General features: G+C 38.6%; 21 protein-coding genes. 14 read left to right on the top strand and 7 right to left on the bottom strand.

The window, feature by feature from the left end; all coding sequences use genetic code 11:
* Positions 1–78 precede the first annotated feature (78 nt).
* The 4 genes from FPL17_RS06260 to FPL17_RS06245 are packed head-to-tail and all read left to right on the top strand — an operon-like array spanning position 79 to position 3392.
* Positions 79–1419: an MFS transporter gene (locus FPL17_RS06260; RefSeq protein WP_159883992.1), complete on the top strand. Its 1341-nt coding sequence runs from the start codon at positions 79–81 to the stop codon at positions 1417–1419.
* A complete protein-coding gene (locus tag FPL17_RS06255) occupies positions 1416–2063 on the top strand; it encodes a DsbA family oxidoreductase (protein ID WP_159883990.1) in 648 nt (215 codons plus the stop codon). The genes FPL17_RS06260 and FPL17_RS06255 overlap by 4 nt, the downstream gene beginning before the upstream one ends.
* A 5-nt stretch (positions 2064–2068) precedes the next feature.
* Positions 2069–2395 carry a Rieske (2Fe-2S) protein gene (locus FPL17_RS06250; protein ID WP_005203339.1) on the top strand — a complete coding sequence of 109 codons (327 nt, stop codon included), beginning with the start codon at positions 2069–2071 and terminating at the stop codon, positions 2393–2395.
* Positions 2388–3392, top strand: a complete 1005-nt coding sequence (locus tag FPL17_RS06245) for a YeiH family protein (RefSeq protein ID WP_159883988.1) — start codon at positions 2388–2390, stop codon at positions 3390–3392. Before FPL17_RS06250 ends, FPL17_RS06245 begins: the two co-directional genes overlap by 8 nt.
* Before the next feature lie 73 nt (positions 3393–3465).
* Here the strand turns inward: FPL17_RS06245 and FPL17_RS06240 are convergent, their stop codons facing one another.
* Positions 3466–4482: an AraC family transcriptional regulator gene (locus FPL17_RS06240; RefSeq protein WP_159883986.1), complete on the bottom strand. Its 1017-nt coding sequence runs from the start codon at positions 4480–4482 to the stop codon at positions 3466–3468.
* Between the two features lie 300 nt (positions 4483–4782).
* Between FPL17_RS06240 and FPL17_RS06235 the strand changes: the two genes are divergently transcribed.
* Entirely contained in the window at positions 4783–5376 is a 594-nt protein-coding gene (locus tag FPL17_RS06235) for an RBBP9/YdeN family alpha/beta hydrolase (protein WP_159883984.1), read from the top strand.
* A gap of 230 nt (positions 5377–5606) precedes the next feature.
* The gene (locus FPL17_RS06230; RefSeq protein ID WP_159883982.1) at positions 5607–7439 is read left to right on the top strand and encodes a DUF1302 domain-containing protein; all 1833 of its coding nucleotides are present in this window, start codon (positions 5607–5609) and stop codon (positions 7437–7439) included.
* 73 nt (positions 7440–7512) lie between these two features.
* Here the strand turns inward: FPL17_RS06230 and dsdA are convergent, their stop codons facing one another.
* Both dsdA and FPL17_RS06220 read right to left on the bottom strand, forming a co-directional pair.
* Entirely contained in the window at positions 7513–8838 is a 1326-nt protein-coding gene (gene dsdA, locus FPL17_RS06225; protein ID WP_159883980.1) for a D-serine ammonia-lyase, read from the bottom strand.
* A gap of 82 nt (positions 8839–8920) precedes the next feature.
* Entirely contained in the window at positions 8921–9373 is a 453-nt protein-coding gene (locus FPL17_RS06220; protein WP_159883978.1) for a hypothetical protein, read from the bottom strand.
* Between the two features lie 344 nt (positions 9374–9717).
* Between FPL17_RS06220 and FPL17_RS06215 the strand changes: the two genes are divergently transcribed.
* From FPL17_RS06215 to FPL17_RS06190, 7 genes are all read left to right on the top strand, one after another.
* Positions 9718–10170 carry a hypothetical protein gene (locus tag FPL17_RS06215; RefSeq protein WP_005189051.1) on the top strand — a complete coding sequence of 151 codons (453 nt, stop codon included), beginning with the start codon at positions 9718–9720 and terminating at the stop codon, positions 10168–10170.
* An 83-nt stretch (positions 10171–10253) separates the two neighbouring features.
* The gene (locus FPL17_RS06210) at positions 10254–10733 is read left to right on the top strand and encodes a hemerythrin domain-containing protein (protein WP_159883977.1); all 480 of its coding nucleotides are present in this window, start codon (positions 10254–10256) and stop codon (positions 10731–10733) included.
* Positions 10734–10979: 246 nt separating this feature from the next.
* Positions 10980–11522 (top strand): glycine zipper domain-containing protein, encoded by a 543-nt coding sequence (locus FPL17_RS06205; RefSeq protein ID WP_159883975.1) that lies wholly within the window; start codon positions 10980–10982, stop codon positions 11520–11522.
* A gap of 464 nt (positions 11523–11986) precedes the next feature.
* Positions 11987–12148, top strand: a complete 162-nt coding sequence (locus FPL17_RS18735; protein ID WP_167515358.1) for a hypothetical protein — start codon at positions 11987–11989, stop codon at positions 12146–12148.
* Between the two features lie 185 nt (positions 12149–12333).
* Entirely contained in the window at positions 12334–12588 is a 255-nt protein-coding gene (locus FPL17_RS06200; RefSeq protein ID WP_159883973.1) for a hypothetical protein, read from the top strand.
* Between the two features lie 276 nt (positions 12589–12864).
* Entirely contained in the window at positions 12865–13293 is a 429-nt protein-coding gene (locus FPL17_RS06195; protein WP_005212095.1) for a hypothetical protein, read from the top strand.
* A gap of 51 nt (positions 13294–13344) precedes the next feature.
* Positions 13345–13572 carry a hypothetical protein gene (locus FPL17_RS06190; RefSeq protein WP_151716440.1) on the top strand — a complete coding sequence of 76 codons (228 nt, stop codon included), beginning with the start codon at positions 13345–13347 and terminating at the stop codon, positions 13570–13572.
* Between the two features lie 30 nt (positions 13573–13602).
* Here the strand turns inward: FPL17_RS06190 and FPL17_RS06185 are convergent, their stop codons facing one another.
* From FPL17_RS06185 to FPL17_RS06175, 3 genes are all read right to left on the bottom strand, one after another.
* Positions 13603–14280: a DUF421 domain-containing protein gene (locus FPL17_RS06185; protein ID WP_159883971.1), complete on the bottom strand. Its 678-nt coding sequence runs from the start codon at positions 14278–14280 to the stop codon at positions 13603–13605.
* Between the two features lie 102 nt (positions 14281–14382).
* Positions 14383–14703, bottom strand: a complete 321-nt coding sequence (locus tag FPL17_RS06180) for a hypothetical protein (protein WP_005212099.1) — start codon at positions 14701–14703, stop codon at positions 14383–14385.
* 93 nt (positions 14704–14796) lie between these two features.
* The gene (locus tag FPL17_RS06175; protein WP_005189018.1) at positions 14797–14979 is read right to left on the bottom strand and encodes a hypothetical protein; all 183 of its coding nucleotides are present in this window, start codon (positions 14977–14979) and stop codon (positions 14797–14799) included.
* A gap of 442 nt (positions 14980–15421) precedes the next feature.
* On the opposite strand from FPL17_RS06175, the gene FPL17_RS06170 reads away from it, so the two are divergent.
* Positions 15422–16831, top strand: coding sequence for an iron-containing redox enzyme family protein (locus FPL17_RS06170; protein WP_159883969.1), 1410 nt, complete (start codon positions 15422–15424; stop codon positions 16829–16831).
* A 49-nt stretch (positions 16832–16880) separates the two neighbouring features.
* On the opposite strand, the gene FPL17_RS06165 is transcribed toward FPL17_RS06170, so the two are convergent.
* Positions 16881–17759, bottom strand: coding sequence for an SDR family oxidoreductase (locus FPL17_RS06165; protein WP_159883967.1), 879 nt, complete (start codon positions 17757–17759; stop codon positions 16881–16883).
* Positions 17760–18107: the final 348 nt, after the last annotated feature.

Raw genomic sequence — 18107 nt, 5'->3', positions numbered from 1 at the left:
TACGCAGCAAGCGTATTCAAATAGCAAGCCACGTACTGCAATCAAAAATATAAATCATAACAATACAAGGAGGTTGCTATGGGTGCTCATCCATATACCGTACATACGGATCATGTTGATACCTCAACGAATGTCCCGCGCAGTTATGCGTGGCTGGTATTTGCACTGACATTTGGCTTGTTGATTTCAGACTATATGTCTCGGCAAGTGTTAAATGCCGTATTTCCATTGATTAAAACTGAATGGGCCTTGACCGATAGTCAGCTCGGCTTATTAAGCGGTATTGTCGCGCTGATGGTCGGGATATTAACTTTGCCCTTATCCTTACTGGCCGACCGTTTTGGACGCGTGAAAAGCCTAGTCATTATGGCGGTGCTATGGAGTTTAGCGACTTTGGGTTGTGCTGTTGCTGAAAACTATCAGCAAATGTTTGTGGCCCGTTTTATGGTCGGTGTGGGTGAGGCTGCTTATGGCAGTGTTGGCATTGCAGTGGTAGTGGCGATTTTTCCACGCGAAATGCGAGCTACGCTGGCCAGTGCATTTATGGCAGGTGGGGTATTCGGCTCATTTCTCGGGATGGCACTGGGCGGTGTGATGGCAGAGCATTTTGGCTGGCGTTGGGCATTTGGTGGTATGGCATTGTTTGGTTTGATCTTGGCTTTGCTCTATCCCATGGTGGTTAAAGAAAAAAGAGTCAATCTAAGCAGCAAAACATCCCACAACACTCAGAAACAGCAACAGAGCAAACAATGTTTAAGCACGATTTATTCAAGTCGATCAGTGATCGCAACCTATATCGGTAGTGGCTTTCAACTGTTTGTTGGCGGCACCGTCATTGTGTGGATGCCGAGTTATTTAAATCGTTATTACGGCATGAATACTGATTCTGCAGGTGTGCTAGCCGCCGTGATTGTACTGTGTAGTGCGGTCGGGAGCATTCTATGCGGCATGCTCAGTGATCGCTTTGGTCAAAACTGCCCAGACCGTAAGGTGAGTTTAGCAATTGGCTACTGTCTCGGGAGTTGCGTACTACTTTCGATTGCGTTTGCAATGCCTGCAGGAAAATCCCAATTGTTGCTGATATGCATGGGGATGTTTATTGCGCTGGGAACCAATGGCCCATCCAGTGCAATGGTGGCCAATCTCACCCATAACAGCGTCCACAGTACAGCTTTCGCGACCTTAACCTTAGCCAATAATTTGTTGGGATTGGCACTTGGCCCTCTAGTTATAGGCAAGCTCTCCGATGTGATTGGTTTAGATCATGCCTTTCAATGGATGCCTTTGGTCAGTATGGTCGCAGCAGCCGTGTTTCTCTATGCCAAAAACTACTACCACCAAGATATTGCACGGTTAACTGAGCAAGCAGTTTTACCCAATCTAGACAGCACTGGTTCAAGTGGTGCGGAAGAAAAATGATGATGCGTGAATTAAATATCGATGTCTTTTTTGATTTTATTTGTCCGTGGTGCCTAATCGGAAAACGTCAGTTACAGGCTGCAATTGCGCAATTACAGCAAAGTGATCCTGAAGTTGAAGTCATTGTACATTGGCATGGTATGCAGTTACTCCCTGAGATTCCGATAGCGGGTGTCGATTTCAAACTGTTCTATGAAAAACGATTGGGCAGTTTAGACGCTGTAAAACAACGCCAAACCCAAGTGCGTCAGGCAGCCAAGACAGTTAGTGTCGAGCTGCATTTTGAAAAAATCAAATGGATGCCAAATACGGCTCAAGCGCATCATCTGTTTCAAAGCGTTTTAAAACTGGGAACAGCGCAGCAAGCAGAGCATTTATTGGAACAGCTTTTTGCTGCCTATTTTGAAGCAGGTGAAAACTTGGGAGATAGCGCTGTGTTGCAAAGGATTCTCAAGCAATGTGGTTACTCGGTGAATGAACAGGGCCGTGGATGGTCGGAAGTCAACCCGTCTTTTCAGTCGACCTATACAGGAGCAAATGGCGTGCCTTATTTTATTTTTGATGGTTACCTGAACTTGGCTGGTGCACATTCAGTCGATGTGCTCTATCAAGCCATGTTAGAAGCCTTGGTGGTACAAGGATAAGGGCAATGACTATTCGTTTTCAGGTTCCACAAGAAAAAATCCCTGTATCAGGTGCGAGAGCTTTTCTCCAAATTGAGGGGAAAAATATTGCACTGTTTCATATTGGTACACAGTTTTATGCGATTGAGGATCGCTGCCCACATCAAGGTGCGTCTTTATTTAGCGGCAAATTAGAAGGGCAAGCGATTCGTTGTTGTGCCCATGGTTTGGTTTTTGATCTGGCGACGGGATATATGTTGAATTCAAAGCATTTAAAAGTGGCGACCTATCCGGTTGAAGTCGATGCAGCGCAGCTATTTATCCTGATAGATACAGGAGAAAACAATGACTAAATTCATGGATTTTCGTCTGCGTACCCGTGAGTTGATGCCAGGTCTTATTGTCAGTACCGTTGTTGCAGCAGCAGCCTGTTTTCTTTCAGAGCATTATGGTGCACCTGTGATGTTATTTGCTTTGCTGTTGGGAATGGGTTTGAACTTTCTTTCTAGTGAAAGTCAATGTAAAGCAGGCATCGAATTTACGGCACGAACAGTGTTACGCATCGGGATTGCCTTGTTGGGGATGCGGATTACGCTAGGACAAATTACCGCGTTGGGCTGGCAACCGATTGTACTGGTAATGACATTGGTGATCGTTACGATTTCAGTTTCAGTGATCACGGCTAAAATTCTAGGTTTTAAAAAACTTTTTGGAATGCTGACCGGCGGTGCAACTGCAATTTGTGGTGCATCAGCAGCCTTGGCGCTTTCCGCTGCATTTCCTCAACATCCTCAAAAAGAAAAAGCCACTTTATTCACTGTCATTGGTGTTTCTGCATTGTCCACTTTGGCTATGATTGTTTATCCGATGATTGCACGATGGTTAGAACTATCGCCACAGCAGGCAGGTGTGTTTTTAGGGGCAACTATCCATGACGTCGCACAAGTTGTAGGCGCGGGTTATAGCATGTCGCCAGAAACAGGTGATACTGCAACTGTAGTTAAATTGATGCGGGTTGCCATGTTATTGCCTGTCATTATTTGTGCGGCAATGATCACGCGTATGCAAGGTGGAGACGCTACAGGCAAACATCCACCTTTATTGCCTTGGTTTGCCGTTGGTTTTTTAGTTCTTGCCTGTATCAATAGCACGGGTTGGGTTCCAAGCATGCTACAGCAAGGGGTGAATGAATTATCGAAATGGTGTTTAGTGATTGCAATTAGTGCCTTAGGCATGAAAACACAACTGAAGGAACTGGCTTCTGTTGGAATCAAGCCGATTTTACTGATGCTGGGTGAAACCATTTTCTTGGTGGTATTGGTCTTACTATTGATGCATTGGATGTTTTAGAGGGCAATACCTCATCATCATATGCTGTCGAGATCAAAGACAAGTAGTCGGCTTTGATCTCTAAACCTTGTGTTTAGGACTTCATAACTGTCTTGTTATTATTCCGCCAAGTGGTGGGTGACATACCAAATTCGCTGCTAAACCAACGGGTAAATGAACTTGGCATTGAATAACCTAAAATATCCGAGACCTGTCCTAGAGAGTAATTCAGGTTTTTTAGATAGCGAAAAACCAAATTACGACGTACATCGTTGATCAACACACTGAAGTTGGTATGTGCAGCTTCCAGTCGGCGCTGTAGGGTACGGACGTTGATGCCATGAGTATGGGCGACTTGATCAATCGTGGCCCGTCCCATCGGTAACAGCAGATGAATACTTTTACGAATATCAAAAATAATTGAAGATTCACTTTCACGATGCAATAGATCCGTTTCAAGAAAACGTTTGGCATGTGCCAGCATCGTGGTATTGGCATGTGGATTGGTTTTATCTAATTCTGTTGCATTGCAAACAATACCGTTAAATTCGCTGCCAAACTCTAACGAACAACCAAACATACGTTGATGCATCGCCGTATCATGCGGGGCATCATGGGTAAAATGAATACTCAAAGGATGCCATTTCTGCAAAAAAGCAGCACAGAAGCGGTGGGTGATGCCTAAAGCAAGCTCGATGGCTTGACGACTGTACTCTGTTGCTGTCGTAATCACCTCGACTCGAATAATGACGGTATGACCGACTTCTTCAATATACATTTCCAATGCGTTATTGATTAGATTTCGATACTGCACAAGGGTGTATAAGCCATCACGCAAGGTATGTTGATAACTCAATAATAAACTCAGCTCACCAAAATCTGCGAGTTGGCGTTGTTCTGCCATATGTAACCCGAAGTATTCACAACCACTTAACTGTGCTGATTGTTCCAGTAGCGTCACCGCTTTGTCTACGGGAATACGCTGTGCACTATCTTGTAGCTGTGCAGGATAGATGCCTGCATCGGACAACAGTTGGTATGGATTCAGGTCTAATTGCTGGCTGACAGCTAAATAATTTTTAAGCACAGCAGTATGGGCGAGTGGCACCATGCTGATCTCCCGATTTTTTAAAATAACCTTCCTAGTTATGCATTATTTATAACTAAAATATGCTGTTTAGAAAAGCACTAAGGCTTATATAAATTGATGTTGGCATGATGATTATTGTTTTTGAAGCGACTTTTTCTGCTAAGCATATTGATATATATGAGATCGTTTGAAGCGTGCTGTCATCAAATGAAAAGTGCCTGTCGTGCCATGTATATCGGACATTCTATTGGCCCTCTATGTTGAATATGACGTGATGCGTCCCCGTTATTTTTATCAAAACAAGGGTTGATTGGTGTAAAGATGGAAAAAATACAAACAGAGGCGACGGTTTTAATTATCCCTGGTTTGCGTGACCATATGGCTTCGCATTGGCAAACCATTTTAGAAACACGCTTAGCCAAGGTCCGTTCAGTGCCTCCTTTGCAAGAAGATAAGCTCAACTGTGCAAAACGTGTTGCTGCGATACAGGCTGAACTGGAAAAAATACAAGGTCCAGTGATTCTGGTGGCGCATAGCGCAGGGGTACTGATGGCGATACATTGGGCCGCGCGATATCAACACGCTATTCAAGGGGCATTGTTGGTGACACCACCTGACTTGAATGACGTTTGGCCAGAACATTATCCTTCGCCCAAAATGCTCAGACAAGCAGGATGGTCGCCATTGCCTAATCAAGTGCTGCCATTTCCAAGTATTGTGGCTGCTAGTGTTAATGATCCATTAGCGCATTTTAATGCCGTGGCGGCAATGGCGAAAACATGGGGCAGTGTATTGATTAATTTAGGTTCTGTCGGGCATCTCAATCCTGTATCTGGGTTTGGTCCATGGCCTCAGGCAGAACAATTAATTCAGCAACTGGATTGTAAGGTCGATCAACCGAGCCTGATTGCATAATTAATCTTGCTACAAATCAACCTAAAACATTGTCTTATGCCGAACCATGTTTGGCTAGATTTTCTTGATTTCGTATGTAAGTACAGCACGCCTTAAAGCATAAAGACCCATCGGAAGGCGGGGTTTTAGCTTGTGTGCTTAAAACAAAAATAGAATGACCTGAAATGATTGCATTTTGCTGAATGGGTCAGGTGTCAATTATTCATACATCATATCGATATGGAGATGATATGGTTTGTCATGTTAAACATTCAAATGAACAAATAATCGCCAGTGTCTTAGCCCCAATAACTGTGTTGCTGGGACTGCTGTGTTCACTTTCAGATGCTTCAGCAGCCAGTTATCAAATCAATGAAGACTGGCGTTTAGAGAGTAATACCACGATTGCTCTGGGGGCAAGTTGGAGTACCCAAGCGCCATCAGCTGCATTGTTATATAAACCCGATGCCAATCATATTGGCAAAAATGGCATGAGTGTAGATATTAACGGTGATGATGGACGTGCCAACTTCGATCGCGGTGATGCCATTTCACAAATGGTTAAAGGTTTAACCGAATTGCGTTTAAACGGAGCGCAGCAAGGTGCGGTGTTGAGCGTGAAATACTGGTATGACCATGCCTATGAAACTGGGGAAGGTGATTTAAAGCCTTTCGATGATGCTGAGTGGCCTAGTCTGGTTAAGTTTAAGGGGATTGAACTATGGGATGCCTATCTCTGGAAAAATATCGAATTTGATTCCAAGCAGTCTCTCAACCTAAAACTGGGTAAACATCGCTTGAATTGGGGGAAATCCCAATTTTTCCAAAATGGCTTGAACTCGGTCAGCGCCTTTGATTTTGCAGCCATCAATCGACCTGCCAGTGAAGCCAAGGAACGGGTGATTCCGGTCGAGATGTTGTCTTTTGAAGCCGTGATTCAGCCGAACTTAAAATTAGAAGGATTCTATCAATTCAAATTTAGACCGTCGGTGGTAGATGGCTGTGGGACGTTTTTTGCAATTTCAGATTTTGTTCCCGAAAATTGTGGACCGATTATGTTAACCGTGACACCGGGTGACAAGTTAACTGAAACTGCTGCCAAGGCGCAAACTTATATCCCTCGTTCAGCCAGTCATTATGCAAAAGACAGTGGGCAATATGGTGTTGCACTGAAACGAAATTTATCGAGCCTGAATCAAGCTGAATTGGGTGTTTATTTCGCCAATTATCATCATCGTAATGCAAACTTCAATGGGACCGCCGTGACTGCTGCTGGCGTTGATAACTTTAAAACGGCACGGTTTTTCTCTATTTATCCTGAAAATATCAAAATGTACGGTCTAAGCCTGAGTGGAAAAGTAGGCACAACGCAGCTGTTTGGTGAATTGAGCTACAAGCCCAATCAACCCTTACAGCTGAATGGAACTGATATTGTCTATGCTCAGGTACTCTCAAAAGAAACGCCACTCAAACCTGCGGGTGTTGCTGCTGAATTGGGCGAGTATTTGCAAGGTTATGTACGGCTGCCTGTCACACAATTCTCCATCGGCGCCAGTGATTCTATGACAGATATTTTAAAAGCAAATCGCTTGTCTTGGAGTGCTGAATTTGCTGTGAATCATATCGCCAATATTGGCAATCATCGTTTTGGGCGGGTTGGGGTTTTTGGTCGCAGTGAGCTATCAACAGGCTCTTATGATCCGGAAACAGGAAACTTTAAGTGTACGCCTTATGGAACAGCAAACCTGCCTAATGGTGCAGTTGATCGTTTGAATGAACGTTATTGTAATAAAGACGGTTTTTTTAGTGAATGGTCCTATGGTTATCGCCTACGCGCGGCCTTAAGTTATCAAGACCTTTTACCTGCAACAGTAATTAGCCCCAGTTTAACTTTCCGCCATGATCTATCTGGCTATAGCCAGAACTTTCAGCAAGGGCAAATGAGTCTGGCAGCGGCAGTCTCAGCCAATTTTCGACAAAAATATTCAGCAGAAGTGATCTATCAAAACTTTTTTGGCTCAAATGAGTTTAGTACCATTGATGATAGAGACTTTATATCGCTTGCCTTTAAATATAGTTTTTAATTCATTTAAATAGATCATATCAGGATTCCAACAACGCGGCTTTTCACGCTGTTGGAATGCTTTAAAGAGGGCTCTAAGCCTTTGCCAGATAATTTTGCATTTCTTCTGCGGGTACCATCCCGCCACCTGTTCCCCATACAATATGATTAGCGTGCTGTAACTGCTGTTCAGTCAATTGATGTAGATTCTTATAATCTTGATACTTACTGACTAAAACTGGCCCTAGCATACCTGCCAGTGCAGACGGTTCAAGTTTTAGGTTTTCGGACTGGTTAAGCATGCCGAGTAAGCGATACATAGTTTGATCATCCAGCGTATAAAAACCATCTAACAATCGTTGCATGGCACGGCCGACAAAGCCTGACGCACGGCCCACTGCGAGACCATCTGCCGCAGTAATATTGTCAATGCCAATATCCTGAACTGAAATTTCATCGTGTAGGCCAGTCGCGACACCAAGTAACATACACGGAGAATGGGTAGGTTCAGCAAAGATACAATGGACATGATCGCCAAAGGCCATTTTTAGACCAAATGCAACACCACCAGGCCCGCCACCCACACCACAAGGCAAATAAACAAATAAAGGATGATCTTCATCCACAACAATACGCTGTTGATCCAACTGTTTCTTTAAACGTTCACCTGCAACGGCATAACCTAAGAACAGGGTTTTAGAGTTTTCATCATCAATAAAAAAGCACTTTGGATTTCCTAATGCTGCTTTTCGGCCTGCTTCTACTGCAACACCATAGTCTTGCTCGTACTCAATGACCGTTACGCCATGAGCACGTAACTTATCTTTCTTCCATTGTCTTGCATCCGCTGACATATGCACGGTCACATCAAAGCCGAGCTTTGCACTCATGATACCAATCGAGAGGCCGAGATTACCTGTTGAGCCGACCGCGATGCTGTATTGACTAAAAAACTTTCTAAATTCTGGGCTATTCAGTTTGGAGTAATCATCGTGAATACTGAGCAGATTGGCTTGTAGAGCAAGTTGCTCGGCTCGAAAAAGCACTTCATAGATACCACCACGGGCCTTAATTGATCCAGAAATGGGGAGATGGCTGTCTTTTTTCAACCATAGTTTGCCTGTGATTTTCTGATAGAAGCGCGTTTCAAGTGCCTGCTGCATATTCGGAATATCGATCAGCTCTGATTCGATAATGCCTTTGCTTACACTCGTTTCTGGGAAAACCGCCATGAGGTAGGGTGCAAAACGCTGTAAACGGTCCCGTGCATCATCAATATCGGCTTGTGTCAGCCTAACATAGGGCAAGCCTTGCTCAAGTGTAGTGAATGACGGGTTAAACCAGATCGTCTCTTTTAGTTCAATTAAGTCTTTAACAATAGGATATTCTGCTGCAAGTTGTTTGATCTGTTCATATTGCATAAGCGTACTCAAAAAAACTAAAGAAAGTTAATGCTTGACGATATACAGCCTAAAGTAATTTGTCTTTTGGATGTACTGTTTTTCACACTTTAGCCTGTAAAACTTTTATAACCTGCTTGTAAATAGATTCCAAATAATCATTCAATGGCACCAGTGTTTGACCAGACTTACTACGGACGTACTTAAAATAAGGAATCAGGGGATATTCATTACTTTCACATACAATCACTTTGGCAAACCACTCTTGATGAAATTGGTCAGCAGTAATATCAACTATAATGCCATTCACAAGCAGATAGCAGTGAGCAATTTCAGGCGTTTGAGGTGAAATTTGAACCTTGCCAACCCGATAGTCTGATTTGATCGCGTGAACATTGAGTAAGTAGTACTGCAAGAGATCACAAGCATCTGCGCCGCATTCTTTTGGAAACTTGTTAAATGCTCCAGTGATAAAACCATGAGTGACCTGATCTAAAGCTTCGCGAAATGCATGGGCAATATTTGTCAGGGTTTGAATATCATTTTGATAAGCCATTTGCTTTAATTCTTTGCTAATAAGTATTCTTTCAAGTTAATGGTATTAAATGTAAGATTTAACTTAATTTATTTACTGAATTGTTAAAATTATTAGCTGATGTAAGCTAAAATTGTTTTAATTAAATGATTGTTTTACAAATGAAATTTTAGGTGTATTTTTTGTTGTTTGTCGAGTCGAAAATCTGGAATTTAAAAGAGAGTTGCTGATCGTTTATTATTACGAAATGTTAAAAAATTGCATAATGATCATACTTTTTACAAGTTTAAAGTGAATCATTACAAATAAGAATAATTTCCATTTCATAATAAAACTAAGTACATAACTTGAGAGGATGGAAAGAAATGCCTCAATATCTGAAAATTGCTGAAAACATCTATCGAAAATTTGAGCAAAATGATCAGTTTATGATTGATAAACAAGACTGTTTAAATCTGATCATTAAGCAAATTCGTAAAGAGTTGATCGATACGGATCTAAAGTTGATTTATAACTACATCGATTTTGTTGATGGATTTAAAGAACCTGTTAAAGATGGGCGGATCAGTCTAGATATTAGTCTTATTCCTAGTTATAAGCACAAGGATGAGTTTGTTCTATGGCTTGCTGGATTTATTGAAAAAATAACAGAAGGTGGGGTGAAGCGTTTACCACCTATACATAAGGATATCCCTCCAGAATTTACTTTTCAAAGTGACCCAAATGTTATTTTGGATATGCGAAATGAGCATAGCGGGGAAAGAATTATTTCTTACTTTAGAAGTGATGATTTTGCTGATGAAATTAAAGGTATTTGAAATCTATAAAAGATTTCATTACGACTTAACTAAAAACTATCTTAATGAGAAGAAAAAACGTCTTTCAAATCAAGGTGTAGGATATGCCAAAGAGCGATAATGCATTGACAATATTTGATGTTTTACGTGAGAGCCATGAAAAACAAAGAAGTTTTTCAGAAAAGTTAATTAAAACCTCAGGTGATAGCCCAGAAAGAAGAGAACTTTTTGAGCGTCTGAAAAATGAGCTGTTCGCCCATGCTGTCGCAGAAGATCGATATTTATACATTCCATTGATGATGTCAGATGCTGGATTGAATATTACGCGGCATGCTTTGTCAGAGCATCATGAAATGGATGAGCTGCTGGAAAAACTTACAGAAACGGAATTTAGTCATACTGGCTGGTTGAGTATCGCTAAAAAGTTATCACATGTCGTTCATCATCATTTAGAGGAAGAAGAGCATCGTTTTTTTCAACAAGCAGGAAAAATTTTACCTGATCAGCAGAAAAAAGAATTAGCTCAACAGTATCATGCAGAATATATAAAATATTTAAATAAAGACAAAGACAGTCTTACTTAAATCATCAAAGTTTATAAAAATATTCACCCTTCAATATGAGGGGTTTTTATTTTAAAAGGTTCGAAAATTTATCCTATTTCAAAATATTTCTCTATTTACCATAAGTGATAAACATTAACTTAAAAAAATTTGTTATCACTGTTTTTAACAAGAAACTTGCTTATGGTGGAAGTACACAATTCATTTATTCAAATTCCGATCGAGAATTATGTTTCGAGTGAATTATTTTTTTAAAGGAGAATAAAGATGATAAACAATGATGATTATGATCGTGAACGTATTAGAAATGCACCAGATGAAGTTAAACAAGATCTAAATGCAGATCCCATTACAGGAGAGCCTGGTTCACATCCTATTGGGACTGGCATTGGAGCTGCGGGTGGTGCAGCAACAGGTGCTGTAGTAGGGAGTGTAGGTGGTCCAGTGGGTACTTTGGTTGGTGGTGCCGTAGGTGCAGTTGTAGGTGGTCTCGCTGGAAAGGCTGTAGGAGAAGCAATAGACCCTACCATTGAAGATGCCTACTGGCGTGAAAACTACCTGAATCAGCCTTATTATCGCGATGCAAACACCAAATATCCAAATCTAGATTATGATCGAGATTATCGTGATGCCTATAGAGTGGGTTATGAAAAACGTTATGGTTATGACCCAGATGTGGCGTTTGAAGAGGTTGAACCAGAATTGAGAACCAACTGGGAACAGGCTAAAGCTGAATCACGCTTATCTTGGGATGAGGCGAGACATGCTTCACGTGATGCTTGGGATAGAAATCGAAAGCATAGCAAATAGAGATTGCTATTCCTAATACTTGGAACCCTATTCTAAAATGAATAGGGTTTTTTTATGGAAGGGATATTCGCTGTTATTTGTTTTTCTAGAGGCTGATCGTTTTGATAAAGCCAAATAAACCGAATATGAATTTTACCTTCATCTTGTAGTAGATATTTTATTTTAATGAGTGAGATTTAAAATCTATGTCAAAGTCTATGAGTGAAAATGGTTGCACTTTAAGTTTAATACACGTTAATCGCTTGGTTTTTATTTAGATTGAACTTGTTTCCAGATGTTTGTTAAGAAATGTGTTAAAAATATAAGGCCTTATTTTTAAAGCCGTTGCTTCTTTTTTGTTGTGTTTAAGTTTTTAAATTAATTACATAAAATTTCATTATTTAAGAAAATTAAAATAAATGGAAGAGAATGTTACATGAAAAATGGGCAGTATAGGGTTTTTGAAATATATTATGAGGTGTCACATGTTAAAGACAATTATTACTTTAGGAACAGGTGTTGCTTTAGGCTGCTATTATAAGTCTCATAAGGATAAAACTAAATTGTCTGATGAGAAAAGAGAAGAGGATATTCATGTTGCTGATGATGTGAAAGGTAAAAAGGTACTGAGTAAGTTTCTCAAATAGATTAGAAAAAAGAAGCTTGGTTACAAGCTTCTTTTATACTAGCCATAGCCATGCAATATAAATAAATGGAACTAAGCAGAGATAATCGAAAAAATAGTGATGAAATAGCATCAAATAATAATTTTGATGGCGCATAATTTTCTATCTATTTTAGTGAAATCTTAAAAAAGCGAGAGGTAATGAAAATGAAGAATTTACTTTTGAAAAGTATAGCATTAAGTTTTGTTTTCACACTTGCAGCATGTGAAAAGAACAAAACAGCAGATAATTCAGCGCTTAGACAGGAAACAACAACACCTCATTCGATGGAAGCTGAACCTGTGCCAAACAGTAATCAGTTACACGATGATATGCAGCATAATGCTTCAGCACCTGTAACAAACGAACATGGCACATCCGATGCACATACTGGCAGCGCTACCACGCAGCAAACCCCTTAACTGTTAATACTCAATACAAAAGTCTATAGGAAAAGGTTGAAGTTTTGACAATAACTTCAGCTTTTTCAGTCGTTTTAGGCAAAAAAATATAAAGCTAAATTTTGTTTTTTGTGACATGGTTCTCATTATTTCTTATAACCGATATTCTTGGCACTTATCTTGTAATTTTTATGTATACAAATTTTTATTTTAGTAGCATAAGTCAAAACAATATTAACAATTGATTACTTTAAATAGAGCAAAATCGCATAATAGAAAAATTAAAGGAATAATCTCATGCCTCAATATTTAAAATTAGCAGAAAAAATATATTTGAATGTTAAAAATTCAAAAGGCTTTGTAGATGAACCTTTAGAAGATCTAAATAATTTAATGATTGAACTACGGATTGAAATAAAAGAAACAGATTTTAAGATACTTTATAATTATATAAATTTTGAAGATCTACTCATGAATTCAAAAGACTTACCTTTGAGCTTGGATATTAGTATTTTACCGAAAAGTAAAAATAGAACCGAATATATTCTATGGCTTGCCAGTTTTATTGAGAAAGTAACAATATCCAAGAATAAAAAAGCAGCTCACTTAAACAGTAAAGTGATTGTGCCAGACTACCACTATGATGACGTTGGAAACATTGTGAATCGATCAAAAAATAATGGTGAAGCAATTGTTTCATATTTTAAGGATAAGCAGTCAGTCTGATATATGAAATTTTACCCAAACTTTACTAATTTATATTGAAGGGGTTTAAAAATGGGAAAACAATATATGTTGAAAGAAGTCGATGCCAGAAGTGACACAGGTGATAAAATTATTGTCGAGCAAATTTATGAAAAGGAACCTGATACTGATTTAGAAATCAGCAACTTATCATGGTCACCATTGTCAAAAGTGGTCATTAGAGATACGGTGATTCAACTCAATGATGACTTAACATTTATCCATCCACGCACTGGAAAAATTTTTAAAATAGGAACTTAAAGGTGTAGTCGTGAGTGGATCAAATGAGATTTAGCTCGTGTGTGGTGTATGCAGTGATTCAGCCCAGTTTTTGCTTTTGCAACGAGCGCATTCTTGCTCTAAATGATGTAAATGCTCAGTCATACCACAATACATGCAAGAGTATAAAAGCTGAGAATTTAATTTTTCTGCTTTTTGATAATGTTGAGGAAATAAGGGTAAGCCCCATTTGGTTTCTTCTTTGTTATAAAACAGAATACTTAAACAACCATCGGTTTCTAGTAAGGCAACTTTAACTTGCCCCAAATGTTCAACACTTTTCTGACGCATTTCAGCAAAGAATTCATCGTGTGAATATTTTTCTTTCTGCATATCTTGTATCACTAATAACCCATTTTCTACGATGCACAGGGGTTTTCCCTCCAAAAGGATTTCCACGCTTTTACTCTTCATCATTGCCCAAGTGACAAAGCGATATAAAATAATGATTGTGCACATCACTACAAAAGCTTGAGCAATCGGCGCATCATCAATAAACATAGGGTCGCCAGCTGCACTACCAAGACTAAGAATGATGGCAACTTCAAAGATTGATAATTGTCTAATCCCGCGCTTACCAGAAAGTTTTAGAAAAATCAGGATTAGGAGGAACATCACACAACATCGAATGATTATTTCAAGAACCAGAGTCCATGTTGTGTCGTGGAGGAAAATACCTATTAAATCCATTAATTAGATACTCTTTATTATATTTGGTAAGTCTATATATTCTACGCAATAAAAATGAGCTTATGTTTCCAATAAGCTCATTTTTTTGTCGCATTATTGACTTTATATTCGGTCCCAAGCATCTTTGATGGCTTGCTTCGCCTGTTCCCATTTCAATCTCGATTCGGCTTTCAGTTCTTCCCAAGATTCTTTGAGGCTTCCTTCAACATCTTCAAACTGAGTGTTACGGTCGTGTTCAGAACGTGCACGACTGCCCAGCTCATAAGCCTTAGAAAAATCTCGATCATAATCAAGGTCTGGTGTATCAAGTGAAGCTTCTTGATAATAAGGGCGGGTTACATAACTTTGGCGCCAATGATCATTGGGATCGATATTTACACGCGAAGCTTGAGTATTCGTATTGGTTAAATTGGGGTTTGTCATGATAACTCTCCAGCTAACTTTGCAGATTAGATAAAATTTAGGAGAATATTGTTATTATTCTCCTAAATATCTGTGGATCAAAATAATCAGAAGTTATTTCTGTTGATTATTTTGGTTTGATCCTTGGCTGTTAGAATCTTTTTGATGAGATCCTTGTTGCTGACGATTGTCATTTTGCTGTTGTTGCTGCTGTTGACGATTGTCATTGTTTTGGTTCTGCTGTTGTTGCTGTGGATTATTACGCTCATCATTGCGTTGATTATTTGTATTACTCATGATCGTACACCTCATTTGGTTTTAGATATTATCTGAGTAAATCAGATGATTTAATTAAAACATATTTTTTTATTTTAAGAAGAGCTGGGCTGTTTCACTATATTTAAATGTAACTTAATTAAAGTTGGTAGATATTGTTTTTTAAGAACTTATCTTGGTTTTTATTTTTAAATTAAAACAGTATTAATATAACTTTATATATTAATTACATGTTGCAACAGATTGGTTTTATTTATCGTTATTTTAGATATTTTATGATTTATTTTTAAATGATTAATTCAAAACATGAGAATGTAAAGCGTTGCAAAAGATATGGTGTTGATATGGATGGTTTTTTTAGAAAAAATGCTGTTGCAATATTAACCGAAATTAACAAAATTAAAGTAGGAGTAAGGGGGGGAGAAGGTAATGTGATTTTATATTTTCGATTCGGAGAAGGAAAATGCCAGTCGTCGTAAAGAAAAGATTACTTGATTTATTACAGGACGATCATAAAAATTATTACGATTTTGTTAGTTTCTTTTTGGATGGAGATATATCTAATTTTGAAAAAGAAAAGAAAGCCGTTAACTTTTTAACTCATGAATTAGAAGCGGTTAACGTAAATAAATCACAGATACCCAATAATATTGAGGAAATAAAAAATTGGTATCAATCTGAAAATAGAAAAGTATGTCAAAGCTATCAAGAATATTTATCTAAGAGAAAGTCTGGAGAAGAACGTCAGTACTTTAAAAATATAGGACAGGCTTTTGAGTTTCTGGTTAAAGTGGCACCGACCAAAAAAGTAGATGGTTCTTGGTTATATAGTATAGTCAATTATTGGAATGATCCGATATTTCATGATCTTATTGTGATTTATTTGGAAGAATTAGGGCTAGGGCAGGCGAGATCAAATCATGTGTGTATATATGATGATTTGCTTCGTAATTTAGGTTTAGATGACTTTGAATTTTTTCTTCATGATGAATATTACCATCAAGCCGCAATTCAATTGGCTTTAGGATACGCACCACCTGAGTATATTCCTGAGATCATTGGGTTTAATCTAGGATATGAACAACTCCCTTTGCATCTTTTAATTAGCAATTATGAACTCAAAGAGTTAGCTATCGATGCCAAATACTTCAATTTGCACATTACGATTGATAATCTCGCCAATGGTCATGCGTATAAATCCTTGAATATATTGGAAAATATCTATAGGAAATATAAAGATAAAACGTTTTTTATGGAAAAGGTGAAACGTGGTTATGCCTTAAATCAAAATGGCATTTCATCCACACAGGTCATTCAAAATCTGGATCTAGAAAGCTTCGTTCATAAAATCTTAAAGCACAAAGCAATAATTGGCCAATTGGTGCATAACCAGAAGCAATTGTTCGGATGTAAGTCTATTAATCAGTGGTTAGCAAATCCACAGGAAATTAGTCAATTTATTCAGCAACTGGTTGAGAAAAAATGGATTAAATTCGACCTTGATCCTGAAGAAAGTATATTTTGGCGAATGATTAGTCATGAAGATGGAAAGATGTACGGTGTTTTTACTCCCGCAGAAAGACAGATTATTCATGATTGGATTGCTGGCGATCAATACTCGACAACGGTTCTTCCTTATCATCAGAGTATAAATAAAGATCAACCTTTACATGATTTTCTATTTAGCTATGTTTCAGATGGTGAGCTGGAAAATCTACAGAAAATGATCAATCAAACAGATAATTTGGGACTGAAGTTGTGTAAGTTGGCTCCATTCTTGGCACCAGAATCTCATCATAAAAGTATTGGTTTGTGGAGTACCCAAAAATACGTAGAGTTGCTATTTCCCTATTTAAAAAACGCTTTCCCTTAGCCAGTTTTGACCAAAATAAAAAACCTCCTTTTGGAGGCTTTTTATTTGCTTATCCATTGACAATTTCACCGCCATTGACATGAATAACCTGTCCTGTGATGTAACTGGCATCATCAGAGGCCAAAAATAAATATGCCGGAGCAACTTCACTTGGTTGTCCCATTCTGCCCATAGGTGTGTCTTGACCAAATTTGGCGACGGTTTCAGCATCAAAACTACTTGGAATCAAAGGTGTCCAAATTGGACCTGGGGCCACACCATTTACACGAATTCCTTTTTTTTGCTTCATGAGATTATTGGATAAACTACGGGTAAATGTCGTGATTGCACCCTTTGTACTGGCGTAATCGATTAGTTCATCGTGGCCGTGATAACTGGTAATACTTGTCGTATTAATAATATTGTCGCCTTCTTTTAAATGGGGAAGCACAGCTTTAGTTAAATAGAATATGGAGAAGATATTTGTTTGAAAGGTTTTTTCGAGTTGTTCCGTACTGATATTTACAATTTCTTTTTGCTGAAATTGCACAGCAACATTATTGATCAAAATATTAATCTTTTCAAAAGCTTTTATTGTTTCTTCAGCACACTTTTTTGCCACTTTGGGATCGGTAATATCGTGTTTTAACAGTAAACATTGTTGGCCTTCTTGTTCTACAAGCTGTTTGGTTGTTTTAGCATCTTCATCTTCTTCTAAATAGATAATAGCGATATCCGCACCTTCACGCGCAAAGAGTACAGCGATAGAGCGACCTATACCGCTATCTCCTCCACTAATTAGGGCAACTTTATTCTTGAGTTTGTTGCTCCCTTGATGCGTGCTCTTAATAATTTCAGGTTCTGGATGCATTACTGCTTGGCAGCCAGGTTGGTGCTGTTGATGTTGCGCTGGAGCGGAAGTAGGATAATGATTCAATTTATTGTTCATTTTTTAGCGTCCTTTAAACTTAAACACAATAAGTTCAATCATCTTTTAAAAACTTGTTAACTTGAGTAAGGACTATGTTCTGATTGGTTTTATTTGTATTTTTTAGGTAGAGGAAGTAAAGCAGTATAAATTTTCTGGTTATAAAGTTGAGCACAACTTATTAATAAAAAATCTTTATATAATAATCTGCATAATTAAAAATTTTTGATTCATTGCAGCATGTTTTACTGGTTCTCATTTGCTCCCTCAAAATATCTAAAAATGTTTAAGCCTTATTATTTTGTCGTTAAATGCGACCTTAACAAGGAAAAGTGTCGTCAATAACGTCTTATCTACAAAATGTGCCGC

This window comes from Acinetobacter dispersus (assembly GCF_009884975.1).
Taxonomy (GTDB): Bacteria; Pseudomonadota; Gammaproteobacteria; order Pseudomonadales; family Moraxellaceae; genus Acinetobacter; species Acinetobacter dispersus.
Note: the sequence above shows the minus strand (reverse complement) of the source record. Positions and strands in the feature narration are given on the sequence as shown.